This is a genomic window from Arthrobacter sp. D1-17 (assembly GCF_054130535.1).
In genome coordinates, this window is record NZ_CP096382.1 from 1,389,859 (window position 1) to 1,415,946 (window position 26,088).

Consider the following 26,088-nt stretch of genomic DNA (forward strand, 5'->3'; position numbering starts at 1 on the left):
CTTCTACATGTTGTAGAAGTGGGCTTTTTCGACTTGCAGGCATGGAACGGGCAGACTGGTATCCATGAGCCACACTCCTGCCGAATCTGTCACCAAAACTGAAGAATCAGCCGAGCAGTTCTTCACCCTCTGGTCCGTCTTCAAGCGCTCCGCCGAGGTCCTCCGCAGCCCCGATGCCGCCGCGGACTTCGACGCCCTGCTCGCACGCCTGGCCGAGGGCGGCGTAACCCACCGCGGAAGCTACGACGTTTCCGCCATGCGTGCTGACGCCGACGTGATGGTGTGGCTGCACGGGCCCAAGCCCGAGGCGCTGCAGCAGGCCATCCGGGACATTCGCCGCAGCAAGCTGTTCGCGGGAACAGAACTCGTCTGGTCTGCCATGGGTGTCCACCGTGAAGCTGAGTTCGCAAAGAACCACACCCCTGCATTCTCCCGCAATGTGGCGCCGGCAGAGTGGCTCTGCGTGTACCCGTTCGTCCGCTCCTACGAGTGGTACCTGCTGCCGGAGGAAGAACGCGGCAAGATGCTGCGTGACCACGGCCTGCTCGGCCGTGACTTCCCGCAGGTCATCTCCAACACGGTCTCGTCGTTCGCGCTGGGCGATTGGGAATGGATCCTGGGACTGGAAGCCCCCGAGCTCGTGGACCTGGTGGACCTGATGCGCCACCTGCGCGCCACTGAGGCGCGCAACCATGTCCGGGAGGAAATTCCGTTCTACACCGGCCGCCGCATCACGGCCAAGGAGATCGCCGAGGTCCTGACGTGAGCCTGCTGGACCCCCAGGAATCCTTTGCAGCGGTGAACCCCGTGACGGAAGCCGGCAGGATGGCGCCGAAGGAATACGACGCCGTTCTTCTCGCCTCCTTCGGGGGACCGGAAGGCCAGGAGGACGTCATTCCCTTCCTGCGCAATGTCACCCGCGGCCGGGGCATCCCGGATGAGCGGCTGGAAGAGGTTTCCCACCATTACCGGGCCAACGGCGGCATCAGCCCGATCAACCAGCAGAACCGCGAACTCAAGGCGGCGCTGGAAGCCGAGCTCGCCGCACGCGGGATCGACATGCCGGTGCTGTGGGGCAACAGGAACTGGGACCCCTACATCCCGCAGGCCCTCCGGGACGCGTACGACGCCGGGCACCGCAGGCTGCTGATGATCACCACGAGCGCGTACTCCTGTTACTCCAGCTGCCGTCAGTACCGAGAGGATATCGGCATGGCGTTGACGGAGACGGGCCTGGATGGCCGGCTCGAGGTGGACAAGGTGCGCCAGTACTTCGACCACCCCGGGTTCGTGGAACCCTTCGTGGAAGGCACTGCCGCCGGGATCGCGGATGTGCGGGCCCAGCTGGCGGCCGCAGGATCTCCCGAGGCTCCCCTTCACGTCATCTTTGCCACGCACTCCATCCCTACCAGGGATGCCGAGGCCGCCGGAAAGTCGCCGGAGGAACCCCGCGAATTCGCCGAGGGCTCGGCCTACGTTGCCCAGCACCTGGCCACGGGCGCGGAAGTGATGAGCCGCGTGGAAGAAGTATCGGGCCTTTCGGCGCCTTGGTCCCTGGTCTACCAGTCGCGGTCCGGCGCGCCGCACATTCCCTGGCTCGAACCCGACATCAACGACGCCATCGAAGAACTCTCTGCCCAAGGTGTCAAAGGCGTGGTGATTGTCCCGCTGGGCTTCGTCAGCGACCACATGGAGGTCGTCTGGGACCTTGACACGGAAGCGCTGGAGACCTGCGCAAACCTTGGACTTGCAGCGACCCGTGTCCCGACTCCCGGCACGCACCGCAGCTTCGTCAACGGACTCGTGGATCTCATTTGCGAACGTACCGTGGCGAACAACATCGCCGACCGCCTGGCTGTCACTGACCTGGGGCCCTGGTACGACGTCTGCCGTCCTGGCTGCTGCGAGAACTTCCGCGGTGAAAAGCCGACTATCGCCGGCGCCGATACCAACGTGGGCACAGGCCATGACCCCTACCCGGCCTCGGGGCAGGGCGCGAAGTGACTGTCCGTATCGGCACGCGGGCCAGCAAACTGGCGCTCACTCAGACTCAGCAGACCGCCGACCTGCTGGCCGGCGTCGGCGGTTTTGCCGTGGAACTGGTGCACATCAGGACAGAGGGCGACGTCCTTAGGGGGTCCCTGTCGCAAATGGGCGGCACGGGAGTCTTCGTAGCGGCGCTCCGCGACGCCCTGCTGCGGGACGAGTGCGACGTTGCCGTGCACTCACTGAAGGACCTTCCCACGGGTCCGGCTGCCGGCCTGGTGCTGGCGGCGACACCACCACGGGTGGATGTCCGCGACGTCCTCTGCGCACGCGACGGATTCAAGCTGGCCGATCTTCCCCGTGGTGCACGGGTGGGGACCGGTTCGCCGCGGCGGGCCGCGCAGCTGCGTGCTGTCCGCCCGGACCTGGAAATCGTGGACATCCGAGGCAATGTGGACACGCGCCTTGGACGTGTTCCCGGCCTGCCCGGGAACACTACGGATGCCGTGGTGGAGGGTAAAACGGGTGACCTGGACGCCGTGATTCTGGCTGCCGCCGGCCTGGAGCGCATCGGCCGCCTGGACACGGTGACCGAATTTCTGGAAACCGATGTCATGCTCCCCGCCGCCGGGCAGGGGTCCCTGGCGATCGAGTGCCGGACCGCTGACGCCCCCGCCCGGGCAGGGTCCGCCGAGGGATCGCAGGGCGCCCTGGCGCAGGCGCTGGCCGCTGTCAATGACCAGGACACACGACTGGCTGTCACAGCTGAGCGTGCGCTCCTTGCCCGGCTCGAGGCCGGCTGTGCCGCGCCCGTGGGAGCCTACGCCTACCGCAAGGGCAGCATGCTGCACCTTGAGGCCGTGGTCTGCGCCGTTGACGGGACCGCTACAGTACGGGACAAGCGTGCTACGGACGGACTGACCGAGGTCGGTGCCACACTGCTGGGCATCGAGCTGGCCGAGGTCCTCCTTGCCGCCGGGGCCGGTGACATCGCGGACCTCACCGCGTCCTGACAGGGACGGCGGGAACCGGTACATGGAACGAAGGGACGAGGATCCGGCCGCTGGCCGTGCCATGGCCCGGCATGGCCAGCGCCCTGCCGGCCATCGCCCCCTTGAGGGCCAGCGCGTCCTGGTCACCCGCAGCCCGGACCGTGCGGGACCGCTGGCCGCCCAGCTTCGGCAGGCCGGCGCCGAGCCTCTCCTGCTTCCGCTCAAGGACTTCGAACGGGCCCGGGACCAGGCAGCGCTTGGTGATGCCTTTGAAGCCCTCGGCGCAGGGCGCTATCAATGGCTCGTGGTCAGCAGCGTCACCACGGTCCTGGCGCTGCAGGACCAGGCTGCCGCCCGCCGGGCATCCCTGAATGAATGGATTCCGGGGTCAACCTGCGTGGCTGCGGTGGGCCCGGCTACCCGCAGGGCTCTTGAGGCCGCCGGCATCAGCGTGCACGTCATGCCGCCACACGAGCACTCGGCGGCGGGCCTGATCAGGGAATGGCCCGAGGGCCATGCCTTGGTGTTGCTGCCACAGGCGGACATCGCCGCACCCGCCCTCGCCGCCGGGCTCAGCGCCAAGGGGGCGGAAGTTCAAACCGTGGTGGCGTATCACACCGTCGACTACCCGGCAGATCCGGACCGGCGCCTGGCCGCAGCCACTGCCGACCAGGCGTTACCCGGCAAAGAGCTCTCCGGTCAGGCGTTTTCCGGTCAGGCGTTTCCCGGCGGTGCGTTTCCCGGCGCAGCCGATGCAGGAGCTGTGAGGACGCTCACGCCTGCCGAGGCCAAGGCCGCCATCACCGACGGCGGGATTGCCGCCGTCGTCGCCGCTTCACCCAGCGCCGCCCGCCGGATTAGCGCAGCCCTTTCCCCTCTGGGAGTTTGCCGCTTTGTCGCCATCGGCAAGGCCACCGCCGCAGCAGCAGAGACGCTGGGCCTCACTGTTGCCGCCACCGCCCGCGAGGCCACTCCTGAGGAGCTCGTGGCCGCTGTCTTAAGGGCCGTGCAGCCGGTCGCACCAGAAAACACAGACCTCCCGGAAAGTCCGGACGATTCATCAGCATCAGGCCCCCAGTGAAGGACAGGATATGAGCTTTCCGAACCACCGCCCCCGGCGGCTCCGCACCACCCCAGCCATGCGCAGGCTCGCCGCAGAGAACCGTCTCACCGCCGCAGAGCTGATCCTCCCCGCCTTCATCCGGGAGGGGCTCTCCGAACCCAACCCGATCGGGTCCATGCCCGGGGTGGTGCAGCACACCACGGACACGCTGAAAAGGGCGGCCTCTGAAGCCGTGGAACTCGGCGTGGGGGGCATCATGCTGTTCGGTATCCCCGCACGCCGTGATGCTGAGGGCACGGCATCCCTCGACCCCGACGGGGTCCTCAACAAAGCCATCCGCGACGTCCGCGCCGAGGTCGGTGAAGACCTCGTGATCATGAGCGATGTCTGCCTGGACGAATTCACTGACCACGGGCACTGCGGCGTGCTGGGTCGCGACGGTTATGTGGACAACGACGCCACCCTGGACATCTACGCCAAGATGGCGGTGGCCCAGGCCGACGCTGGTGCCCACGTCCTGGGTCCCTCGGGCATGATGGACGGTCAGATCGGCGTCATCCGACATGCTCTCGAGGATGCAGGACATGTCAACACGGCCGTCATTGCGTACGCGGCAAAATACGCATCGGCGTTCTACGGGCCCTTTCGGGAGGCGGTGGATTCGCAGCTGAAGGGGGACCGCCGGACCTACCAGATGGACGCGGCCAACCGCCGGGAGGCCATCCAGGAAGTGGAACTGGACCTTGCCGAAGGCGCGGACATGGTGATGGTCAAACCCGCCATGAGCTATCTGGACATCCTGCGGGACGTCGCAGAGATGAGCCCGGTCCCTGTGGCCGCCTACCAGATCTCCGGGGAGTACGCCATGATCGAGGCGGCAGCGGCAAACGGTTGGATCGACCGCCGCGCCGCCGTCACCGAATCAGTCCTGGGCATCCGCCGCGCAGGCGCCAACATGGTCCTCACCTACTGGGCGAGCGAGCTCGCCGGCTGGCTGCGGGAGGCCTGATGGGCGAAGCGCCGCAGGATTCCCCGCCGCATAATTCCCCGGCGAACGGCCCTGCAAGTGGGAACCCCACCCGGCCGGAGGGGCCCGAGCGGATCCTCCTGGGGCTGAACACCTTCGGGGACACCGGAACCGGTCCGGATGGGCAGCCGCTGGCGCACGCTGTCGTCCTGCGGCAGCTGCTTGAACAGGCGGAGCTGGCTGACACTGTCGGGCTTCACGCATTTGCCGTGGGGGAGCACCACCGCCGGGATTTCGCGGTCTCCGCACCCGAGGTCTTTCTGGCGGCCGCGGCCGCCAGGACCCGGCAGATCAGACTCGGTTCCGCCGTGACCGTCCTGAGCTCCGATGATCCCATCCGCGTCTTCCAACGCTTCTCCACCCTGGATGCCCTGTCCAATGGACGCGCCGAAGTGATGCTGGGACGGGGTTCCTTTATCGAATCCTTTCCCCTGTTCGGCTTCGACCTCGCCGACTACGAGCTGCTCTTCGAGGAGAAGCTTGAACTGTTCCACCGGGTCCGGTCGCAGAAGCCCGTGCACTGGGAGGGCCGCACCCGGCCGGCGCTGAATGGACTGAACGTCTATCCGCATCTGGAACACCATCTGCTGCCCACTTGGATCGGAGTGGGCGGCACGCCCGAATCCGTGCTGCGCTGCGCCGAATACGGCTATCCCATCATCTTTGCGATCATCGGCGGGCAGCCGAGGTCCTTCGTGCCGCTGGCCAATCTCTACCGGGAGGCTATGGCCAAGTACGGCCACCCACTGCAGCAGATGGCCACACACTCTCCCGGACACGTCGCTGCCACCGATGAGGAAGCACGCGAGGAGTACTTCCCGCACTGGCTCGAACTGCGGAATAGGATCGGCGCCGAGCGGGGCTGGGGCCCGGCCAGCAGGAGCGAGTTCGACGCCATGTGCCTGCCTGAAGGTGCCCTGTACGTGGGCTCGCCCGAAACGGTGGCCCGGAAGATTGTCCGGCTCAAGCACAGTCTTGGCGTGGACCGGTTCGACCTGAAATACAGCAGCGGGTCCCTGCCACACTCCGCCATGATGCGCTCCATCGAGCTGTTTGGTACGGCCGTGGCACCGCGCGTCAACGAACTCCTGAAAGAATAGGACGCATGACTTCCAGCCTGCCTCACAACGATGAACTTTTCGCCCGCGCCCGCCAGCTCATGCCGGGCGGCGTCAATTCCCCGGTCCGTGCTTTCGGCTCTGTTGGCGGCACCCCCCGCTTTATGGTCGCAGCCCGGGGCCCTTACCTGACGGACGCCGACGGCAACGAATACGTTGACCTTGTCTGCTCTTGGGGCCCGGCGCTGCTCGGTCACGCGCACCCTGCCGTCCTTGAGGCCGTCCACGCGGCGGTGGACCGGGGCCTGTCGTTCGGCGCCTCCACGCCTGACGAGGCCAACCTGGCGTCCATCGTGATGGAACGCGTTTCGGCCGTCGAACGCATCCGCATGGTGTCCACGGGCACCGAAGCGACAATGACGGCGATCCGGCTGGCCCGGGGTTTCACTGGCCGCAACCTCGTGATCAAGTTCGCAGGCTGCTATCACGGCCACCTCGACGGACTGCTTGCCTCTGCCGGCTCGGGTGTCGCCACCCTCGCCCTGCCCGGGTCCGCAGGAGTCACGGCCGCCACCGCCGCCGAGACGCTGGTCCTCCCATACAACGACCTCGACGCCGTCGAAGCTGCGTTCGCCGAGCACGGCCCCAACATTGCTGCCGTCATCACCGAGGCCGCCCCGGCCAACATGGGCGTCGTCACTCCGGGTGAAGGTTTCAACGCGGGGCTGTCCCGCATCACCGCTGCCCACGGGGCGCTGCTCATCGTTGACGAGGTGCTCACCGGTTTCCGCACCGGCTACGCCGGCTACTGGGGCCTCACTGGCGGGGCAGCGGACTCCGGGGAGCAGTGGATCCCGGACCTCCTCACCTTTGGAAAAGTGATTGGCGGCGGAATGCCGACGGCGGCCCTCGGCGGCCGTGCCGACGTCATGGACTACCTCGCGCCCGTCGGCCCGGTCTACCAGGCGGGGACCTTGTCCGGTAACCCGGTGGCCATGGCCGCGGGCGTGGCCACACTGACGAACGCCACCCGCGAGGTCTACTCCTTCGTCGACGCACGGTCGCTGGAGCTGTCCTCCGCGCTGTCCGCAGCCTTGGACGCGGCAGGTGTGGACCACTCGATCCAGCGCGCCGGCAACCTGTTCTCGGTGGCGTTCGGCACCTCCGAGCACGGTGTCCACAACTACAGCGACGCCCAGAAGCAGGAGGCATTCCGCTACGCACCGTTCTTCCACTCCATGCTGGAGTCCGGGGTCTACCTCCCGCCGTCCGTCTTCGAAGCCTGGTTCCTCTCGGCCGCCCACGACGACGCCGCGATGAACAGGATTTTCGACGCGCTGCCGGCCGCCGCGAAGGCGGCTGCAGCAGCAAAGGCCTGACCCGCCGTCGGGCGCCCCGGCGCTCATCATCCCGGCGCCGGGCCCCCCGGCGCTGACACGAGGCAAGAAAAAACTCTGGCACCCGCATCGGCGGGTGCCAGAGTTTTTTGGTTTCAGTCCCGGTGGCCTAGAAGGCCACGGTCACGTCACCGTTGGGCCATTCCTTCTCGATGAAGGCCTTGACCTCGGGGGAGTGCAGGAGTTCCTCAAGCTTCTTAATGCGGGGATCGTCCTTGGACTCCTCGCGCCATGCCAGGAAGTTCGCGTAAGGGTTGTTCTCGGTGGACTCCACGGCCAGGGCGTCCTGGGTGCTGAGGCCTGCCTTCAAGATGAAGTTGCCGTTGATGAGCGCCAGGTCCACAGACGGGTCCTTGAGGTCGTTGATCAGCAGTTCCGGCTGGTTCTCGGAGAACTTGAGCTTCTTCGGATTCTGCTCATCGGTCAGTGTGATGACGGAGCTGTCGTCCTTAATGTCCTTCACGAGGCCGGCCTTTTCGAGGACACGAAGGGCGCGGACCTGGTTGGAGGGATCATTGGTGATGGCGATCTTGGCGCCATCCTTGATCTCGCTGATGTCCTTGACCTTCTCAGAGAACGCGGCGTAAGGCTCGATGTGCACGCCTTCGCCGTGGCCGAACTTGTACCCCTTGGTCTTGACCTGGTCTTCGAACCACGGCAGGTGCTGGTAGTAGTTCGCGTCCAGCGAGCCGTCGCTCAGTGCGGTATTCGGCGTCTGGTAGTCCTCGATCTCCTTGATGTCCAGCTTGAGGCCGGCCTTGGGAGCGAGGTCCTGGTTGATGAACTCAAGGATCTTGGCCTGGGGCACCGGGCTTGCACCGACGCTGAGGGTAGCCGGCTTTGCCGGGTCCAGCGTTTGGGTCTCTGCACTCGGGGCGGAGGATCCGCCGCCGCAGCCGGTCAGTGCCAAGGCAGCGGCAATGCCGGTGGCGAGGAGGGTGAGTTTCTTACGCATCGGATGCGTTCCTTTCGAAATAGCCTGGATTCATCCGGTGGACCGGGAATCCGGATCAGATGCAGCGAGCGGCTACTCGCTGATGTGAGGAGGTGGCGGAGAACCGTTGTGTTGCTGCGGCCTCCGGCTGGTCAGACCAGGCCAGCCGTGGCCTGACCAGCGATGGATGCGGTCGACTGTCGTCTGGTCAGCGGTGGCCTGGTCAGCGGTGGTCAAGGCTGCGGGCGATCCGTTCACCCGTCAGCTGGATGACCTGAACCAGCACGATGATCAGCACGATGGTAACGAGCATGACCGTGACGTCGAAGCGTTGGAATCCATAGTTGTACGCGAGCTTTCCCAGCCCGCCGCCGCCGACAAGGCCGGCCATGGCGCTGTAGCCGACCAAGGTAACCACGGTAGTGGTTGTGGCCGCCACGAGGGCCGGAAGGGACTCCGGCAACATCACCTTGTTAATAACCTGCATCTTCGTGGAGCCCATCACCTGCGCGGCGTCGATTTTCCCATGGTGGACATCGCGCAGACAGGCTTCAACCAGACGGGCAAAGAAGGGGATGGTGCCGATGGAGAGTGAAACCGAAGCTGCCACCGGGCCCAGGCTGGTCCCCACGAGCAATCGGGCCAGCGGGATCAGAGCCACCATGAGGATGGCGAAGGGGATGGAGCGGGTGATGTTGACGACGACGTCGCTGACGATGCGGTTAATCACGGGCATGGGCCGCAGCCCGCCCGGCGCCGTGGTGTGCAGGAAGACCCCCAGCGGCAATCCTATGAGCACCGTGAAGAAACCGGAGATGGCGACCATCTGAAGCGTCTCAACAATTGCTTCGGGCAGGGCTTTGGCCAGGACGGGGTTGCTGAATATCTCGTTCACTTGAAGTCTCCCGTCTCAGCGGCGAGGTCGGATATTTCGGCGAATTCATCCTGCCGGGACTGGCGGCCATCGCCGGAGGCCAGTTTCGCACTGATCCCGCGGTCATGGAGATACGCAAGCACTGCGTCGTAGTCTGCGTGGTCCGCCAACTGGACCCGCAGGTGTCCGAACTGGTGGCCGCCGAGCGTCTCCACGCTCCCGGCCAGGACATTCAGATCGATATCGAAATGCCTCGCTACGCTCGTGAGAACCGGTTCCTTGGCGCTGTCGCCCGAGAACAGAATCTCCAGCACGGGACCGTTCTGGAGGTCTCCCTTAATAGTCTCCGACGCCGGCAGCGGCAGCAGGGCGCGGGCCAGCTTGCTGTCGAGCTCGGCTGCTACATCTTCCAGCCTGCCCGCCTCCACGACGCGGCCCTTGGCCAGCAGCGACACCGAACCACAAACACGCTTAACGACGTGCATCTCATGGGTGATGATCAGCACGGTGAGCTGTAGGCGCCGGGTCAGGTCCTGGATGAGGTCCAGAATTTCGTCGGTTGTAGCCGGGTCCAGCGCGGACGTCGGTTCGTCACACAGCAGGACGTCGGGGTCGGACGCCAAGGCACGGGCAATACCCACGCGCTGGCGCTGGCCGCCGGATAGCTGGGACGGGTACGCGTTTTCGAAACCCTCCAGGCCGACGAGCTTCAGCAGCTCCGCAACCTTGGTCCGGACTTTGTCCTTAGGGGTCTTGACCAGCTCGAGCGGATGCGCCACGTTGCCTGCTGCAGTGCGGGAATCCATGAGGTTGGCGTGCTGGAACACCATGCCGATCCGGCGCCGCGCCGCGCGGATCTCGGAGTCCTTAACCGAGCTGAGCTCAGTGCCGTCGATGCTGACAGAACCCGACGTTGGGCGGTCGAGCAACGTGAGGCACCGGACCAGCGTGGACTTACCCGCTCCGGAATGGCCGATGATGCCATGGATGGAGCCTTTGGGGACGGAGAGTGATACCCCGTCAAGGGCCACAACTTCCTTCTTCCCCTGACGGTAGACCTTGCGCAGGTCAGTAACTGTGATCATGTATCCTCAGGCGGTAGGGGCCGGGCGGGGCAGGGCATAGCACAGGCGCGCTTTTGAACTAAATTATGTCAGCGCCGGGATATGCGAGTCACTTCCGAACTAAGTTCGAAGAAAGGGGACGATCTACGCATTTTTTGGGGTGATATCCTTTACCAACGCGTGCGTTGGTGGCCGGATCGGCGTGAAGATTGAATCGGAGCGCGCCCTCCTGGCCGCAGCTCTCCGCCGGTTAGTTGTGATCTTTGTCCCAGCTGCGCCGGAATCCTTGTTCCGGCGCGGCAATACGACTAAAAATCTCCCCGGCTGGCGTCTTCCGGAGGCAGCACCGGCCAATCGCCCTCGATGACTGCGGCTGGTTTCGTCTTGCGGAGATATTGCTGGAAGTCCGCTGCCTGACTGACCGCCCAGTCGACCTGGAGTTGGTGCAGCTGGCTTGCCGGCACCTGCAGCTTTGGGAACTTACCAGCCATCGCATCGAGCACGCGGAGGGTGGCTAACGCGTCTGCAGCGGACGTGTGGGCATTCTCCAGATTCACGCCGTATTCCTCGCACAGTGCCGTGAGCGTCCGCTTGCCCTTGCGGTACCGGTCCACCTGCTTGTTCATGATGTAGGGATCCAGCACCGGGAACCTGGTGAGCTGGGGAACCCCATAGCGGGCCGACTCGGCGGCCAGTACCGTGAAGTCATAGCTGGCGTTGAAGGCAATCACCGGCACACCCGAGTCAAACAGGCCCTGAAGCACCGCGGCAACTTCCCGCGTTACCTCCGCGGCGGGCCTGCCGCTACTGCGGGCATGTTCCGTGGTAATCCCGTGAATGTCGCTTGCCTCAGTCGGAATCTCGACCCCCGGGTCAGCCAGCCACTCATGTTCCTGCATGACTTCTCCGGCGCCATCCACTACGGTCACTGACGCAGTCACGATTCTCGCCGCACGGGAATTGCGGCCGGTGGTTTCGAGGTCGAAGGCTGCCCGCGGGAGGGTGTTCCAGGTGCTCATGGCTTCACGCTATCCGGTGCCACCGACAGTTTCGGGCAGCGCTGCGCGTGTCCAACCGATGTGACGCACCATCGTTCTGCGCCGCGCGCCCCAGTGCCGCGCCGATAGTCTGTAGCAATGCGGGTGAAGTATGTCGAGGCGGTGCTGGAGGTAGTGGAACGCATCCCGTTCGGTGCGGTGCTGTCCTATGGCGACGTGGCAGAGCTGCTGGGCGCCGGAGGGGCGCGGCAGGTCGGCACGGCCATGAGCCGTTATGGAAGCACGGTTCCCTGGTGGCGTGTCCTCCGGGCGGGAGGCTACGCTCCGAAAGGGCTCGAGGCGGAAGCCCTGGCCCATTATCTGCAGGAAGGAACGCCGTTGCGCGGAGACTACCTGCGGTTCGCCGAATCGGGTGAGGGCAGGTGGCGTGTGGATTTGGCGGCGGCGCGCTGGGCGCCATCGGAGGCTGACTTTGACGCACTGGACTCGATTGCTGAGCACCTCGAGACGTCGGTGCGTAAATTGTCCGTGGCAAATGATGGAATGACTGAGTGACCGCAACTATCCAGCAGACCCCACCGCTGTTCTCCGAGAGCGGGGTGCCCGGGGAGTCCCTCGCAGCCGGCCAGCCGGCGCCCGGGGCAGGTCTCCGGCTTTTAGCGCCCCGACAGATTCACACCGCTGGTCCGGTCCTGTCGGCTGACCAGCTCGCCGCAGTCCAAGTACCTGCGGGCACGGGCCCGGTGCTGGTCCCGGGTGCGCCGGGCACCGGCAAATCCACAGTCCTGGTAGAGGCAGCGGTACACCGCGTGGAAACGGCTGGCACAGATCCGGAGCGGATTCTGATCCTTGCCCCGGGACGCCTGGCCGCAGACGCGTTGCGCGACAGGTTCACTGCCCGCCTGAACCGCAGCCTGAGCACCACGCCCGCCCGGACGTGGGCCTCCTACGGTTTTGACCTCATCCGCCGGGCAAAAGCGGAAGGGATCCTGCCGATGCCCCGCGCTCCACGCCTGCTGTCCGGGCCCGAGCAGGACCTCATTATCAAAGAGCTCCTGGACGGCCATGCACTCCCCGGACTCGGCCTGCCGTGGCCAGAGGATCTTGCTGCGGCCCTGCCCACCCGTGGCTTCCGGCAGGAAGTCCGGCAGCTGTTCGACCGCATTATCGAATCCGGCCGGACTCCGCAGGACCTGGCAAGGCTGGGAAACGAATGCGGCCGTCCGGACTGGGTCACAGCCGCCGCTCTGTATGCCGAATACCGCGACGTCCTTGACCTGCGCATGCCGGAGGCCTTTGATCCCGCCGGTATCATCACTGCCGCCCGCCAGTTGTTTCAGGATTCGCCGGACTTCCTGGCGGCCGAACGGGAACGGCTCCAACTGATCCTCGTCGACGATATTCAGGAAGCCAACCCGGCTGTCTTCGAGCTGCTGGCCGACATCGCCGCAGGCAAGGATTCCTTCGTCACCTCCTCACCCGACACCGTTGTCCAAGGGTTCCGCGGCGCGCGTCCGGACCTCGTGGCCGAACTGCCGCGTCTGCTGGCCGGTGACGGCTCCGATGAAGTTTGCGAGCGGCCACTCCGGTACGCGCATAGACAGCACCCTGCACTGGCGAAGGCCTGGCTGGGAGTAGCCGACCGGATTTCCCTGCGTGCCGGCGGGCAATTCGCCCGTCGTCTCGATGACCCTGACTCCGTCGATCCCGACCCCGGCAATCCTGACCCTGTAACCCGGCAGAACCCGGATGAGAAGCCTGCTGAGCTGCAGCCGGGCGGGCAGGAGCTTTCAGGACATGGGCCGGCCGCCCAGGAGAGCAGGGCCGGCGGCACGGTCGAGGCGCATCTGTTGCCGTCGCCGGTCCACGAGCTGCGGTATGTGGCCCAGCGGATTCTGGAAGCCCACATCGCCGACGGCCGCGACCTAGCCGACATGGCAGTCCTCGTCCGCAACGGCGGCCAGCTAAGCCAGCTCCAGCGCTATCTTTCCGGGCAGGGTATTCCGGTGCGGATCCCGGTGGCCGAGTCCGCCGTGCGGGACGAAGTTGCCGTGCGGCCGCTGCTCGACGCGTACGCGATCGCCCTTGATCCGGCCCTGTTGACCCCGGAATCCGCGGTCAGCCTGCTGACCTCACGGATCGGAGGAGCTACATCCCTTGAACTGCGCAGGCTCCGCCAGTCCTTGCGCCGGGAGGAGATCCTTGGAGGCGGAGGACGCTCAAGTGATTCGCTGCTTGTGGAAGCCTTGACTGAACCCGGTGCGCTCGCGGTCCTGGGAATCGAGGGGCGCTCGGCACGGCGGATCGCAAGGATGATTCAGGCGGGACGGCGTGCTGCTGCGGAGCCCGGAGCGAATGCCGAAACAGTGCTCTGGGCGCTGTGGAACTCCACAGGCCTGGCAGGGACCTGGACGGCTGCTGCCTTGGCCGGCGGACTCGTAGGGGCGAGGGCCGACCGCGACCTTGACGCGATGATGGCGCTCTTTCACACCGCGGAACGCTACGTCGACCAGATGCCCGGTTCCAGCCCGGGGCAGTTCCTCGAATACCTGCTCAACCAGGAGCTCCCCATGGACACCTTGGCGGCGCGGGCGCAGGTAGATGACGCCGTGGAACTCATGACTCCGGCCAGCGCTGCAGGCCGGGAATGGCCGCTGGTCATCGTCGCGGGACTCCAGGAAGGTGTGTGGCCGAACACGCGGCTTCGCGGAGAACTGCTGGGAAGCACGCTATTCGCAGACGCCGTTGAGCATGGCGTGGAGTACGCACTCCAGCTCGGCCCGCTGAGCCGGCTGCGCGAGATCCGGTACGACGAACTGCGCAGTTTCTCAACTGCGGTGTCGAGGGCGAAGGAAGTGCTGATCTGCACCGCCGTCGCCTCAGAGGACGAGCAACCGTCTTCTTTCCTGGATTACGTGGCACCGCTTCAGCCGGGCCAGGAATCCAGAGGCTTCACACCGGTCGAACGGCCGCTGACGCTCCGTGCCCTCGTCGCAGAGCTGCGTCAATACGCCCAGCTCGATGGCAGCAGGTTTGCAGCAGAAGCGGACGAGGCCGTCCGTGTCCTCGCCCGCCTTGCCACGGCGGATCCTCCGGTTCCCGGGGCGCACCCTGGTTCCTGGTGGGGACTGGCGCCGTTGACTTCTGAGGAACCCATCGTGCCGCCCGGCGGGACCGTCTTTGTCTCGCCATCAAAGGTGGAGTCCGTACAAAAGTCACCGCTTGACTGGTTTATCCAGGCTGCCGGCGGTGAGGCAGCCACCGACTTCGCCAGAAGCCTCGGCACGCTGGTGCACTCCATCGCCCAGGATATCCCCGATGGTTCGGGGGCCGAGTACCTCGCCGAGCTTGTCCGGCGCTGGCCCGCTTTGGGCATGAAGGACAACTGGGAAGGCAAACTGGACTTTCAACGGGCTGAATCCATGGTCCGCAAACTGGCCCAGTACATCCTGGTGATGCGCAGCGAAGGCAGACGGTTGGTTGGCGTCGAACAGGACTTCGAAGTGCAGCTGACGCAGGTGCCAGGATCCGACCCCGCAGCCGTTGCTGCCCCTGCGGCTGGTGCCGCCGTCGATTCCGCAGCGGAACACGATGCGCGGACCGCTGTCCTGCGCGGCCAGGTGGACCGGCTGGAGATCGACTCCCGCGGCCGCCTGGTGATCGTTGACCTAAAGACGGGCAAACGGCAGCCAGGGAAAGCCGAGCTCGGCCGGCACCCGCAGCTCGGGGCGTACCAGGCTGCGGTCCTGGCCGGAGGATTCCAAGGACCAGGGGTGCCTGCCCACGCGGAGCCGGGCGGTGCAGTCCTTGCGCAGCTGGGCACTACCGCCAAGAGTCCCGGTATCCAACACCAGGACCCTCTCGAGGCCGGCGACAACTGGGCGATGGACCTCGTAATGGAAGCCGCCCGCGTTATGTCCGGGAGCGGATTCGAAGCCCGGCACGATCCGTCCAAGGCCGGGTTCGGCGGCCACGGCTGCCGCCTGCCGGAGGTATGCCCGCTGTGCGCACGCGGAAAGCAGATTACAGAATGAGCAGAGACTCCCATGTCACGGTGCCTGATCTCCCTATGCCGAGTTTCAGCCCGGAAGAGCTGTCCGTCCTCCTGGGGGAAAAACATCTTCCCACCGCGGAGCAATCCGCCATTATCTCCTCGTCGTTGACACCCAGGCTGGTCATTGCCGGTGCGGGATCAGGCAAGACTGCCACCATGGCCGACCGTGTCGTGTGGCTGGTCGCCAACGGCTGGGTCAGGCCTGAAGAGATCCTGGGGGTGACGTTCACGAGGAAGGCGGCCGGTGAACTGGCGAGCCGCATCAGGGCGAAGCTCAGTGCCCTTCAGCGCATCGCAGCCGCCGACACGGGCCACAAGGTGTTTCCTGCCGGACTACTCAGCACCGACGCCCTCGAACCGAAGGTGTCCACTTACCACTCGTTCGCCAGCGGAATCGTGTCCGACTACGGCCTCCGGCTGGGCATCGAGCGTGACGTCGTACTGCTGGGCGGCGCGCAGGCCTGGCAGCTCGCAAGCGAAGTGGTCGAAGCGTACGACGGCGAGTACGCCCACTTCCGCGTGGCCAAGTCCACGCTCGTCAACGCAGTCATCCAGCTCGCGGGAGAGTGCGCGGAGCACCTTCGGGAGCCGGCCGAGGTCCAGGGCTGGCTGATGGAGCGGCTGTCCGCCTATGAGGGCCTCCCGTACGTGGCCGGGGCGAAGAAAAACTCCACGCAGGCTGCCGGCGAACTCGCCGGGATGCTGCGGACGAGGGCCAGCGTGGCTGACCTAGTGGGGCGCTATGCCGACGCAAAGCGGGCCAGGGGAGCGCTGGACTTCGGCGATCTCGTCGCCTTGGCCGCGAAGGTGGCCCGGGAGGTGCCGCTCGCGGCCGACACGGAGCGCCAGCGCTACAGGGTTGTTCTGCTGGATGAATTCCAGGACACCTCCCATGCGCAGTTGGTGCTGTTCTCCAGGCTGTTTGCTGAAGGGCACGCGGTAACTGCGGTGGGCGACCCGAACCAGTCCATTTACGGCTTCCGGGGAGCGTCAGCCGGCCAACTGTTCCATTTCGTCAAGGAGTTCCCCGTCCGAGTCGAGGAACCGCGTGACGGAACCGACATGTTCAAGCCGGCCCCCGTTTCCTACCTGACCACGGCATGGCGGAACGGGCAGAATATTCTCGCGGCGGCTAACCTCATCGCTGCTCCGCTGAATGCGGCCGCATCGGCAGCCGGGCCAGCCGGCCAGCGCGCCTCTGCGGCTGGCGTTGAAGTACCTTCCTTGCAGGCGAGCCCCGCCGCCGGCAAGGGGCGGGTGGTCATGGGCCGGTTCGCCACCGATGAGGAAGAAGCGGCAGCTATCGCCCGGGACGTGCTTAAATTCCGGGTAACGGATTTCGAGATGCAGGCGGCAGCCACGCCTGTATCACCGGCCATGGCCGTGCTGTGCCGGCGGCGGGCCCAGATGGAATGCATCAGGCGGGAATTTGAAGCCAACGGCATCCCCTACGAGATTGTCGGGTTGGGCGGTTTGCTCGACACCCCGGAAATCGTGGACCTTGTTTCGACGCTCCGCGTCCTCGCTGATCCTGGCCGGTCGGATTCCCTGATGAGGTTGCTGGCGGGGGCCAGGTGGCGGATCGGCCCCGCAGACCTCATGGCCTTCCGCGACTGGTCGTCCTATCTAGCACGCCGACGGGCCCGGAACCCGGCCGATGCTGCCGTTGCCGATGAAAGTGCTGAATCGGCGGAAGTGGTCATCGAAGGGGACCTGACAGATGCCGCCAGCCTCGTGGAAGCCCTGGACTGGCTGCCCAGAGAGGGGTGGATGTCGGCACACGGACGATCGCTGACGCCAGCGGCGCTGGAACGCCTGCATCAGCTCGCCACGGAACTGCGGCACCTCCGGGGGCTGCTGGGCGATGACCTGACCACGCTCTTGGGTGAAGTGGAGCGGGCCATGTTTTTGGACATTGAGGTCGCTGCCCGGCCTGGCATCAGCATCCACCAGGCACGGCGCAATCTGGATGCCTTTCAGGACGCCGCTGCGGGTTTTCTGCAGACTGCCCAGCGCGTGGACGTCCTGGCCTTCCTCGCCTGGCTCGAAGCAGCTGCGGCTGAAGAGGGCGGCCTGGAAGTGCCGCCGCCTGACGTCAACCACGAAGCGGTCCAGCTGCTCACGGTGCACGCCTCGAAGGGACTCGAGTGGGACGTGGTCTTTGTGCCGGGACTGAACGCCGGGGCTTTCCCGAGCAGTCGTGACTCCCGATGGAGCAGCGGATCGGCGGCCCTGCCGTGGCCCCTGCGCGGCGACCGGGCAGACCTGCCCCAGTGGGATCTGGACCAGCCGGACCAGAAAGGATGGCTCGACGCCGAAAAGGACTTCAAGGCCGACGTCCAGGCCCACGGGGAGGCCGAAGAACGCCGTCTTGCCTACGTGGCCTACACGCGGGCCAAACACGTTCTGTGGGTTTCCAGCGCAGCATGGGTCGGCGGCCGCGGCAGCATGGCGGAGATGTCCCCGTTCCTGGCAGAGCTGGAACCCGTGGCTGGCGTTGAGGAGGCCCCTGGTCTGCTCACCCCGGATGGCCGAACGGTTGCCCAGATCCATCCGGATTCGGTGGCAGAGGCGGCGCTGCCGGAAACCAGTCCGCTGACGAAGGAACTCGAGGTGGCATCCTGGCCTTACGATCCCCTGGAAGGCCCGGTTGACCCGCGGACCGGGAAGCGGCTGCGGCTTGTGCCGGGAAGGCGGGCATCCATGGATCAGGCAGCCGGAAGGCTCCTGGAAGAAATTGGGCGTCAGCGTCACGCTGCCGTCCAAAACGGTGCAACTCAGGCCGAGGGAGCCGATGGAGGTTCCATCCAGGCCGAAGCAGTCCAGGGGGACGCAGTCCAAGCCGGAGACATCCCGCCCGCTGGCGGAGCTGAAAACGGAAGCGGGGATGTCCGGACGCTTCGCCCCTTTGCCGCCAGATGGGCGGAGGAGGCAGCATTGCTGCTTGAGCGCCGCGGTCGCCGCGCCCGCAGCCGGGACGTGCACCTGCCGGGGCACATTTCCGCTTCCACCTTGGTGGCCCTTGACGAAGACCCCGCAGCCGTTGTCCAGCGGCTCAGGCGGCCCGTCCCGCGGGAGCCGGGCATGTCCGCCAGGAAAGGCACCGTCTTCCATGCCTGGGTAGAGGAATACTACGGGTCAGCCGGGATGCTCGACCTCGACGAGGCTCCGGGATCTGATGACCATATTGACGAGGCGTATGGCCTCGACGACATGGTCTCCACCTTCAGGGACTCGGAGTGGGCCCACCGCTCACCGGCGCACGTTGAAGTGCCTGTCGAAACGCGCATCGGTGATGTCGTGGTTCGGGGCCGCATCGACGCAGTCTTCCGGGACGCCGACGGCGGCTGGGACCTCATTGACTGGAAGACCGGCCGCAAGCCCTCTTCCGGGCAGCTGAAGACGAAGAGTGTCCAGCTCGCGCTGTACCGGCTTGCCTGGGCAAGACTCAAGGGCGTTCCGCTCGACGAGGTCCGCGCTGCTTTTTACTACGTAGCGGACAATCAGGTCGTCAGGCCACATGACCTCGCGTCGGGCGAGGAACTTGAGGCCATCGTGACGGGCGCCCTGGCACGTCCGGCGCAGTAGCGGCGCTGGCCCCTAGTGCGCCTTGGCGTCAACGATCGTGAGCGTGGTAGTGGACGTGTCATCCGGTGCAGCCTTGGACTCCGCTTTGCTGTCCGCGTCAGTGTTGCTCTCCTCGGCAGTGCCGGTATCCCCTACAGGGTCTGTGTCTCCTGCAGTGTCGGTGTCCGCTGCAGTGTCGCTGTCCGGCCGCCTGCCGGCAGGCTCGGAGTCAGCGGTGGGGATGGGCATGACGTGCACCGCAGGCATCTGCTCGGAAATGTCAGTTGCGGCAGGCACGGGAATCAGTCCGGGGGAGGCGGCAGGGGCCCCGTTAGCTGCGGGTGCTCCGGCAGGCGCCGGGGGCAGAGGCGGCGCCGCCGGCTGCGGCAGGGGTTCCACGCTGATGGGCTGCCCGCCGTGCTCAGCTATATCGTCCGCCAGCGTGGCCAGCATCTCTTCGGCCTCCGATACCATCTCGCGGTCCTCGGTGGCAATTCCCTTGACGAGGTACTGTGCCAGGGCGAATTCAGCAGAAAGGGCCGCCCGCCGCAACAGGTGGCTGTCCGGAACGTCACGACGCTGCTTCGTGTAGTGGCGCACCACGGCATCGACGAAATCCTGCTCATTTGAAGCCACAAGCCAGGCCAGATCATCGGCGGGGTCACCGATCCTGAGATCAGTCCAGCCGGTGACGGCTGTGACCCGGCTCCCCTCAATCAGCAGATTGTCTTCGTGCAAGTCGCCATGGACCACGGAGGGATTGAACCGCCACAGCGATACGTCCTCCATGGCATGTTCCCATCGGCGAAGGAGCAGCGAGGGAATCTTGCCCGTGGTCGCCGCCATGTCCAGTTCATTGAGCCTGCGCTGCCGGAATTCGTTGGGCGTGTAGCTGGGCAGATCAGCATTGCTCACCAGCGCGCGGGGAAGGTCGTGGATGGCGGCCAGCGCCATGCCGATCTCCTTCGCCAGTTCCTGGGAGCCTGCAGTAAGCTCTTCAACCGAGCGCGTCGCGCCAACCAGGTGTGAATACACAAACGTCGTCAGGTTATTCTGCCGCACCGTTCCGGCCACCGTCGGCATCAGGAAGGGAAGCTCGGCCCGGATAGCAGGGGAAAACGCGCGCAGAACCAGGAACTCCGTTTCCAGCCTGGTGCTGGCTTCTGCGTGGCGGGGAGACCTGACCCGCCAGCGCTTGCCTTCGGAGTCGAGGAGGAGTGCCGAGTCGAAGTCCGCCGGGTCGTCGGGCGCGGAACTCACTGCGGTGGGGCTCAGTCCTGGGACTGCCGCGGTTGCCACAGCTGCCAATTCGATCGGTTCTCTTCTCACCCTCCCCACGGTAGATTGACTCCCCTCCAAGAGGCTGCTGTGTCCCCGGCGAGTCTCGAGATCCGGCCGAAATACCAGACTGCCCGACGCGGATGGATCCCCGTCCAGTGCGCGCCGGCGGCACCGTGGGACAGCCTGGCGAAATGTAAATTGTCACCCTGAGTCAGTACGGTGGATACATGAGTCATGCGGAGGCCGCTGCGCCGGTCACTAAGCCAGCGGTCGCGGGCGCGGGAAATCAACCGCCCACGCCTGTGCCAGCCAACCACCTCTTTGACACCGTGCTTCCCGCGCCTCCCGCCTTGGTTAACCGCGGGTCTGTGGAGCGGATGAAGCCAGGGCTGGTGGACAGGCTGCTCACTGCCGGCAGCGCACGCGCCATGGTGCTTTCTGGCCGGCAGGCGCTCATCCATGACGGTGCCCTTGTATTGGCCGAGGCCACGCGGCTACATGAGGGGCTGCGGGCGGAAGGATCGGACCCGTCCCTCATCGTCTACCTGGGAACTGCGCTCGCTTCCAGCGACCTCCCCGCCGGGACCGAACTCCTGCTGTTCATCCTCTCTGCGCCGGTGCAGCCAGCCGCTGTAGGCCTGCCCGCCGGTGCCTCGTGGGAAGGGTTCAGGGACGTCGCGGCAGGGCTGGATGCCACACACACCGCCCTGTTCGTCGAAGCAAGCGCCATTGCAAACTGGCACGCCAGCCATACGCACTGCCCCCGTTGCGGCACGCCCACCGACGTCGAGGCAGGCGGCTGGGTCAGGCGTTGCCCGGCCGATGATTCCGAACACTATCCCCGCACCGATCCCGCCATCATCGTTACCGTGGTGGGACCGGACGGACGCCTGCTGCTGGGCGGCGGCGGGTCGGCAGACGCCAAGAACTACTCCACGCTGGCAGGTTTTGTTGAGCCGGGGGAGTCCCTTGAACAGGCGGTGGTCCGCGAAATCCACGAGGAGGTGGGGGTACGGGTCAAGGCGTGCCAATATCTTGGTTCCCAGTCCTGGCCGTTCCCCGCCTCGCTCATGCTCGGCTTCACTGCCGTCACGGACGACGCCGAAGCCAAACCCGACGGCGTCGAAGTCACCAGGGCGCGCTGGTTCAGCCGGGAAGAACTGCAGGCGGCTGTGCTGAGCGGGGAGATCGTTATTTCCACGCGGCTGTCCATTGCCCGGTCCCTCATTGAACACTGGTACGGCGGGATCATCCAGGACCGGCCCGCCGATGAGTAAGGCCCCGCGTGGAACAAACGACCCCGGCACCCGCCTTCCGGGGCCGGTCCTGCAGCACATCATCCATCCTTTCGACTAAGCAGCAGAAGTGATTACAGAAATTCCTGACGGCGAGACGTCCCTGGAAGACCGCATCCTGGGCGGTCTTGACGCTGAGCAGCGTGAGGTGGCCAGCACCCTTACCGGGCCCATGTGCGTCCTGGCGGGAGCCGGAACGGGAAAGACCCGGGCCATCACCCACCGGATCGCCTATGGGGTGCACTCCGGGGTCTACTCTCCACAGCGGCTTCTCGCCGTGACCTTTACTGCGCGGGCCGCCGCGGAAATGCGCAGCAGGCTGCGCGACCTGGGAGTCGGCAACGTCCAGGCCCGTACCTTCCACGCCGCGGCGCTGCGCCAGCTTCAGTTCTTCTGGCCCCAAGCGGTGGGCGGGTCGCTTCCGAATCTCCTGGACCACAAGGCACCGATGATCGCCGAGGCCGCCCGCCGACTCCGGCTCAGCACCGACCGGGCGTCCATCAGGGACCTGGCCTCCGAGATCGAATGGGCCAAGGTGTCCATGCTTACCCCGGCCAACTATCTGGAGAATGCACAGGACAGGGGCAACCCCGGCGGGTTCGATCTCACCGCAGTGTCCAGGGTGTTCCAGGCCTATGAGGACGTCAAGACTGACCGGAACGTCATCGACTTCGAGGACGTCCTCCTGATCACTGTTGGAATCCTGCAGGAGGATCCCAAAGTGGCCGCCACAGTGCGGGAGCAGTACCGGCACTTCGTGGTGGACGAATACCAGGACGTCTCGCCGCTGCAGCAGCGGCTCCTGGAACTCTGGCTCGGCGGCCGCGACGAGCTTTGCGTCGTGGGCGACGCGAGCCAGACCATCTACTCCTTCACGGGCGCATCGCCCAAGCATCTGCTGGGGTTCAAGGCCAGGTATCCCACTGCGAACGTGGTGAAGCTGGTCCGCGATTACCGCTCGACGCCGCAGGTGGTCCAGTTGGCCAACGACCTGCTTGCGGGCCGCCGCAGCGGCGGCCCGGTAGCTGACGCTGCCTGGGCGGCACCCCTGAAGCTCGTCGCCCAGCGGGACGCCGGACCCCTGCCGCAATTTACCGAGTGCTCCGACGATGAAGCCGAGGCGGCCACCGTGGCGCAGAAGATCCGGTTGCTGCTGGACGCCGGCGTCCTGGCGAGCGAAATAGCGGTGCTCTTCCGCACCAACGGCCAGTCGGAAGCCTACGAACAGGCCCTGGCCTCGGCGGGCATCGGGTACCAGCTGCGCGGCGGCGAGCGCTTCTTCGCACGCAAGGAAGTCCGCGACGCCATTCTCCAGCTGCGGGCTGCCACCCGGGCGGCCGCGGAGTCATCTCCTCAGCCCCTGGGCCAGCTGGTCCGGGACATCGTGGCATCCCTTGGATACACGGACTCGGCCCCGCACAGCGGCGGCGCGCTGCGGGAACGTTGGGAGTCCCTGGCGGCGCTGGTGGCGCTGGCGGATGAACTCGTGCAAAGCCGGGGACCGGAGTTCAGCCTTGCAGATTTCGTGAACGAACTGCAGGAACGTTCGCTCGCCCAGCACGCACCGACGGTGCAGGGCGTGACGCTGGCATCACTGCATGCGGCGAAGGGACTGGAGTGGGATGCAGTCTTCCTCGTGGGCCTCAGCGAGGGACTGATGCCCATATCCTTTGCGGATTCTCCAGAAGCGGTGGATGAGGAGCGGCGGCTTCTCTACGTGGGCATCACACGGGCCAGGGAGCATTTGGCGCTCTCGTGGTCCACCGCGCGCACACCCGGAGGCCGGGCCAACCGTAAGCCGTCCCGCTTCCTGGACGGGCTCAGGCCGGATTCGGTGGCAGGGTCTTCTGCCAGGAGCAAGGGTCCGGCGCCGCGCCGCAAGGCTGCCGTTCCCGCATCATGCAGGGTGTGCGGCAGCATGCTGTCCACCGGCGCCGAACGGAAGATCGGCCGCTGCAGCCAGTGCGCGCCGACGTACGAGGAACAGACGTTCAACGCCCTGCGGGAATGGCGCAAGGACGCTGCCAAGACCGCCGACGTTCCCGCTTTCGTTGTCTTCACCGACGCCACCCTCACCGCCATCGCCGAAGCCCGGCCTTCCTCGCTGGAAGAGCTCGCCGGGCTGGCGGGCGTTGGCCCCGCCAAGCTGGAGAAGTACGGGGAAGCCGTACTGGCAGTCCTCGTGGAAAGTGGCAGCCACTGATGACGGGCACGCAGCTGACAACGCACGACGGCGCACCCGTGGTCGTCCGCCGCTCCGCGAGGCGCCGCCGCACGGTGGCGGCGTTTTGGGAGAACGGTACCGCCGTCGTCGCGATTCCCGCGAACTTCAGCAGGGCGCAGGAAGCTGAATGGGTGCACCGAATGCTCGACAAGCTGAAAGTGCAGGGGGAACGGCATGCGAAAGGCGGGCGGCGTCCTGCGTCCGATGCCGCGCTCGCCGGTCACGCCGCCGGACTCTCGGCACGTTACCTCGGAGGCAGGGCAGTTCCCACGTCGGTGCGCTGGGTCAGCAACCAGAACTCCCGCTGGGGTTCGGCCACACCGGCTGACGGGTCCATCCGGCTTTCGGACAAGCTCCGGCCGATGCCCCAGTGGGTGATTGACTACGTTCTGCTCCACGAACTGGCGCACCTGCTGGTCGCCGGGCACAATGCCGCCTTCTGGAAGCTGCTGGAGGCCTACCCCGAAACGGAGCGGGCCAAGGCTTTCCTGGAAGGGGTGTCTTTCGCGACATCGAGGGGCCTGCCGGCAGATGACGCCAGCCGGCAGGACTGACCGAACCGCGGACTAGGCCCCGCCGTCGTTCTTATCGCCGTCCCTCGTGCGGCCACCGGCAGGACCGTCGTCGCTTGCCCCGTCGTCGCTTGCCCCGCCCTCGCTTGCGCGGTCGTCGCTTGAACTCTCGTCGCCTGCAGCGCCACCTTCCTCGGTGGAAGCCTCAGGCGTGTCGAACCCGCCGTCCAGGAGCTTTAGCAGGGCGTCGTCAACTTCACTGTCGCTGGCCTCGGCCAGCTTCCGGCGCTCACTGAATCCCTTGGGATCATCCAGGTCTTCTGCCGTGGGCAGGAGGTCTGGATGCTTCCAGATGGCGTCCCGGCCCTCGATGCCGCGTTCCTGCTTCAGGGAAGCCCACAGCGTCGCAGCTTCCCGGAGCCGGCGGGGGCGCAGCTCCAGTCCCACAAGCGAGGCGAACGCGTGCTCGGCAGGGCCTCCCGTCGCCCGGCGCCGCCGGACCGTTTCACGGAGCGCCCCGGCCGACGGCAGGACCTTTTCAGTTGCCGCGGCCGTGAGTTCATCAACCCAACCCTCAACGAGGGCCAACGCGGTTTCCAGCTTTTGGAGGGCCTGCTCCTGGGCCGGGGTCCGCTGGGGCATGAAGACACCCTGGGACAGGGCTTCCTGGATGCCCTCCGGGTTGCTCGGATCCAGGTCCCGGGCAAGTTCCTCAATTCGGGAAGTGTCGATGTGGATGCCGCGGGCGTATGCCTCAATCGCGCCCAGCAGGTGGCCGCGGAGCCAGGGAACCTGGACGAACAGCCGGGCGTGGGCGGCTTCCCGGACCGCCAGGAACAGCCGGATGTCGCTTTCCGGAAGGCTGAGTCCTTCGCCGAACTTCGCCACGTTGCTCGGGAGCAGGGCCATTTCCAGGTCGGCGAGCGGAACGCCGATGTCAGTGGAGCTGACCACGTCAGCGGAAAGTGCCCCGATGGCCTGTCCCAGCTGCATGCCGAAGATGGCGCCGCCCATGTTCTGCAGCATGGACGAAGCACCGCCCATCATGGACTTCATCTCCTCGGGCATTTGCTCCGTCATAGCGGAGGACAGGGCGTTGGCAACGCTGTTGGCCACGGGCTCAGTGAGCCGCTTCCACGTCCCCAGGGTCTCCTCGACCCACTCCGCACGGGACCAGGCTTTGCCGATCAGGCCGGTCGCCGGAAGATCGGTAACCTGGTCCAGCCACAGCTCGGCCAGCCTCAGGGCCTCGTCCACTTCGCGGGATTGCGCCGCCGTGACGGACGGATCAGAGCTGCTGGCAGCCACCCGCCGGGCGTTGTCATGGGCCAGCTTCCAGTTCACAGGGCCCTCGGACGGGGCACTCATCATGGCCTGGACCTGCGAGAACATCTGCGCCAGGAGGTTTGGATCGTCAGGCAGGCCAGCGGCCTTGGCCAGCTCCGCGGGGTCGATGTTGCCCATGCCCTTACCGCCCATGAGGTTCTGCAGCATCTCTGCCAACGGATCCTTCGGATTGTCGTCGCCGTTGGACGGATTGAGTGGGTTGGAGGTCATGATCCCGCCGATCGTCGGTGTGACTACTAATCATCTTCACGCTACCCCTGTGCGCGAGCGGCTGTCTGCCGAAAGACGATTCGTTCGCTGTAGGCAAAGATCCATCACCGCGCCCGGAAGCGTACTGTTAGTTCTCGGAATGTTTGCAGGCTGCAGCGGGCTGTCCGCGTGCGCAGCCCCAGCGCCGCCTTGGTCTGCTGCGGCG

The 26,088-nt window shown here is 66.0% G+C and carries 19 protein-coding genes; 13 read left to right on the forward strand and 6 right to left on the reverse strand.

The features are described from left to right. Positions 1 to 64: 64 nt before the first annotated feature. From hemQ to hemL, 7 genes are read left to right on the forward strand one after another with little or no spacing between them, the layout of a single operon-like run. Entirely contained in the window at positions 65 to 766 is a 702-nt protein-coding gene (gene hemQ / locus M1E01_RS06540) for a hydrogen peroxide-dependent heme synthase (RefSeq protein WP_457974261.1), read from the forward strand. After that, complete coding sequence (locus M1E01_RS06545; protein ID WP_457974262.1) at positions 763 to 2,004, forward strand: ferrochelatase; 1,242 nt, start codon at positions 763 to 765, stop codon at positions 2,002 to 2,004. Before hemQ ends, M1E01_RS06545 begins: the two co-directional genes overlap by 4 nt. Then, positions 2,001 to 2,999 (forward strand): hydroxymethylbilane synthase, encoded by a 999-nt coding sequence (gene hemC, locus M1E01_RS06550; RefSeq protein WP_457974263.1) that lies wholly within the window; start codon positions 2,001 to 2,003, stop codon positions 2,997 to 2,999. Before M1E01_RS06545 ends, hemC begins: the two co-directional genes overlap by 4 nt. A gap of 22 nt (positions 3,000 to 3,021) precedes the next feature. After that, positions 3,022 to 4,059, forward strand: a complete 1,038-nt coding sequence (locus M1E01_RS06555; protein ID WP_457974264.1) for a uroporphyrinogen-III synthase — start codon at positions 3,022 to 3,024, stop codon at positions 4,057 to 4,059. A gap of 10 nt (positions 4,060 to 4,069) precedes the next feature. Beyond that, entirely contained in the window at positions 4,070 to 5,050 is a 981-nt protein-coding gene (gene hemB / locus M1E01_RS06560; protein WP_457974265.1) for a porphobilinogen synthase, read from the forward strand. After that, positions 5,050 to 6,168: an LLM class flavin-dependent oxidoreductase gene (locus tag M1E01_RS06565; protein ID WP_457974266.1), complete on the forward strand. Its 1,119-nt coding sequence runs from the start codon at positions 5,050 to 5,052 to the stop codon at positions 6,166 to 6,168. Before hemB ends, M1E01_RS06565 begins: the two co-directional genes overlap by 1 nt. A gap of 5 nt (positions 6,169 to 6,173) precedes the next feature. Then, a complete protein-coding gene (hemL, locus tag M1E01_RS06570) occupies positions 6,174 to 7,505 on the forward strand; it encodes a glutamate-1-semialdehyde 2,1-aminomutase (RefSeq protein ID WP_457974267.1) in 1,332 nt (443 codons plus the stop codon). A 127-nt stretch (positions 7,506 to 7,632) separates the two neighbouring features. Here the strand turns inward: hemL and M1E01_RS06575 are convergent, their stop codons facing one another. The 4 genes from M1E01_RS06575 to M1E01_RS06590 all read right to left on the reverse strand — a co-directional run bounded on the left by M1E01_RS06575 (position 7,633) and on the right by M1E01_RS06590 (position 11,414). Then, on the reverse strand, positions 7,633 to 8,478 hold the full coding sequence (locus M1E01_RS06575; protein WP_457974268.1) for a MetQ/NlpA family ABC transporter substrate-binding protein: 846 nt from the start codon (positions 8,476 to 8,478) through the stop codon (positions 7,633 to 7,635). Positions 8,479 to 8,680: 202 nt separating this feature from the next. Continuing rightward, positions 8,681 to 9,352 carry a methionine ABC transporter permease gene (locus tag M1E01_RS06580; RefSeq protein ID WP_457974269.1) on the reverse strand — a complete coding sequence of 224 codons (672 nt, stop codon included), beginning with the start codon at positions 9,350 to 9,352 and terminating at the stop codon, positions 8,681 to 8,683. Next, positions 9,349 to 10,416: a methionine ABC transporter ATP-binding protein gene (locus M1E01_RS06585; RefSeq protein WP_457974270.1), complete on the reverse strand. Its 1,068-nt coding sequence runs from the start codon at positions 10,414 to 10,416 to the stop codon at positions 9,349 to 9,351. Before M1E01_RS06585 ends, M1E01_RS06580 begins: the two co-directional genes overlap by 4 nt. A gap of 287 nt (positions 10,417 to 10,703) precedes the next feature. Then, positions 10,704 to 11,414 (reverse strand): exonuclease domain-containing protein, encoded by a 711-nt coding sequence (locus tag M1E01_RS06590; RefSeq protein ID WP_457974271.1) that lies wholly within the window; start codon positions 11,412 to 11,414, stop codon positions 10,704 to 10,706. Between the two features lie 117 nt (positions 11,415 to 11,531). Between M1E01_RS06590 and M1E01_RS06595 the strand changes: the two genes are divergently transcribed. From M1E01_RS06595 to M1E01_RS06605, 3 genes are read left to right on the forward strand one after another with little or no spacing between them, the layout of a single operon-like run. After that, the gene (locus tag M1E01_RS06595) at positions 11,532 to 11,948 is read left to right on the forward strand and encodes an MGMT family protein (RefSeq protein WP_457974272.1); all 417 of its coding nucleotides are present in this window, start codon (positions 11,532 to 11,534) and stop codon (positions 11,946 to 11,948) included. Positions 11,949 to 11,992: 44 nt separating this feature from the next. Continuing rightward, entirely contained in the window at positions 11,993 to 15,427 is a 3,435-nt protein-coding gene (locus M1E01_RS06600) for an ATP-dependent helicase (RefSeq protein ID WP_457974885.1), read from the forward strand. Further along, the gene (locus tag M1E01_RS06605; protein WP_457974273.1) at positions 15,424 to 19,035 is read left to right on the forward strand and encodes an ATP-dependent helicase; all 3,612 of its coding nucleotides are present in this window, start codon (positions 15,424 to 15,426) and stop codon (positions 19,033 to 19,035) included. Before M1E01_RS06600 ends, M1E01_RS06605 begins: the two co-directional genes overlap by 4 nt. A 12-nt stretch (positions 19,036 to 19,047) precedes the next feature. Here M1E01_RS06605 and M1E01_RS06610 read toward each other — a convergent pair whose 3' ends face one another. Continuing rightward, complete coding sequence (locus M1E01_RS06610; RefSeq protein WP_457974274.1) at positions 19,048 to 20,343, reverse strand: phosphotransferase; 1,296 nt, start codon at positions 20,341 to 20,343, stop codon at positions 19,048 to 19,050. A gap of 179 nt (positions 20,344 to 20,522) precedes the next feature. Here M1E01_RS06610 and nudC point away from each other — a divergent pair, with 179 nt between their 5' ends. The 3 genes from nudC (at position 20,523) to M1E01_RS06625 (ending at position 24,368) form a co-directional block, all read left to right on the forward strand. After that, entirely contained in the window at positions 20,523 to 21,572 is a 1,050-nt protein-coding gene (gene nudC, locus M1E01_RS06615) for an NAD(+) diphosphatase (protein ID WP_457974275.1), read from the forward strand. A gap of 88 nt (positions 21,573 to 21,660) precedes the next feature. Continuing rightward, complete coding sequence (locus M1E01_RS06620) at positions 21,661 to 23,793, forward strand: ATP-dependent DNA helicase UvrD2 (protein WP_457974276.1); 2,133 nt, start codon at positions 21,661 to 21,663, stop codon at positions 23,791 to 23,793. Continuing rightward, positions 23,793 to 24,368 carry a M48 metallopeptidase family protein gene (locus M1E01_RS06625; RefSeq protein WP_457974277.1) on the forward strand — a complete coding sequence of 192 codons (576 nt, stop codon included), beginning with the start codon at positions 23,793 to 23,795 and terminating at the stop codon, positions 24,366 to 24,368. Before M1E01_RS06620 ends, M1E01_RS06625 begins: the two co-directional genes overlap by 1 nt. A 12-nt stretch (positions 24,369 to 24,380) precedes the next feature. On the opposite strand, the gene M1E01_RS06630 is transcribed toward M1E01_RS06625, so the two are convergent. Beyond that, complete coding sequence (locus tag M1E01_RS06630) at positions 24,381 to 25,883, reverse strand: zinc-dependent metalloprotease (RefSeq protein WP_457974278.1); 1,503 nt, start codon at positions 25,881 to 25,883, stop codon at positions 24,381 to 24,383. Positions 25,884 to 26,088: the final 205 nt, after the last annotated feature.

Bases quoted from the DNA above. Each gene is read 5' to 3' on its own strand.
- M1E01_RS06575 (WP_457974268.1), bottom strand. From the start codon at position 8,478: ATGCGTAAGAAACTCACCCTCCTCGCCACCGGCATTGCCGCTGCCTTG.
- M1E01_RS06555 (WP_457974264.1), top strand. From the start codon at position 3,022: ATGGAACGAAGGGACGAGGATCCGGCCGCTGGCCGTGCCATGGCCCGG.
- nudC (WP_457974275.1), top strand. From the start codon at position 20,523: ATGAGTCATGCGGAGGCCGCTGCGCCGGTCACTAAGCCAGCGGTCGCG.
- M1E01_RS06595 (WP_457974272.1), top strand. From the start codon at position 11,532: ATGCGGGTGAAGTATGTCGAGGCGGTGCTGGAGGTAGTGGAACGCATC.
- M1E01_RS06565 (WP_457974266.1), top strand. From the start codon at position 5,050: ATGGGCGAAGCGCCGCAGGATTCCCCGCCGCATAATTCCCCGGCGAAC.
- hemL (WP_457974267.1), top strand. From the start codon at position 6,174: ATGACTTCCAGCCTGCCTCACAACGATGAACTTTTCGCCCGCGCCCGC.
- M1E01_RS06625 (WP_457974277.1), top strand. From the start codon at position 23,793: ATGACGGGCACGCAGCTGACAACGCACGACGGCGCACCCGTGGTCGTC.
- M1E01_RS06630 (WP_457974278.1), bottom strand. From the start codon at position 25,883: ATGACCTCCAACCCACTCAATCCGTCCAACGGCGACGACAATCCGAAG.
- M1E01_RS06585 (WP_457974270.1), bottom strand. From the start codon at position 10,416: ATGATCACAGTTACTGACCTGCGCAAGGTCTACCGTCAGGGGAAGAAG.
- hemB (WP_457974265.1), top strand. From the start codon at position 4,070: ATGAGCTTTCCGAACCACCGCCCCCGGCGGCTCCGCACCACCCCAGCC.
- M1E01_RS06590 (WP_457974271.1), bottom strand. From the start codon at position 11,414: ATGAGCACCTGGAACACCCTCCCGCGGGCAGCCTTCGACCTCGAAACC.
- M1E01_RS06605 (WP_457974273.1), top strand. From the start codon at position 15,424: ATGAGCAGAGACTCCCATGTCACGGTGCCTGATCTCCCTATGCCGAGT.
- hemQ (WP_457974261.1), top strand. From the start codon at position 65: ATGAGCCACACTCCTGCCGAATCTGTCACCAAAACTGAAGAATCAGCC.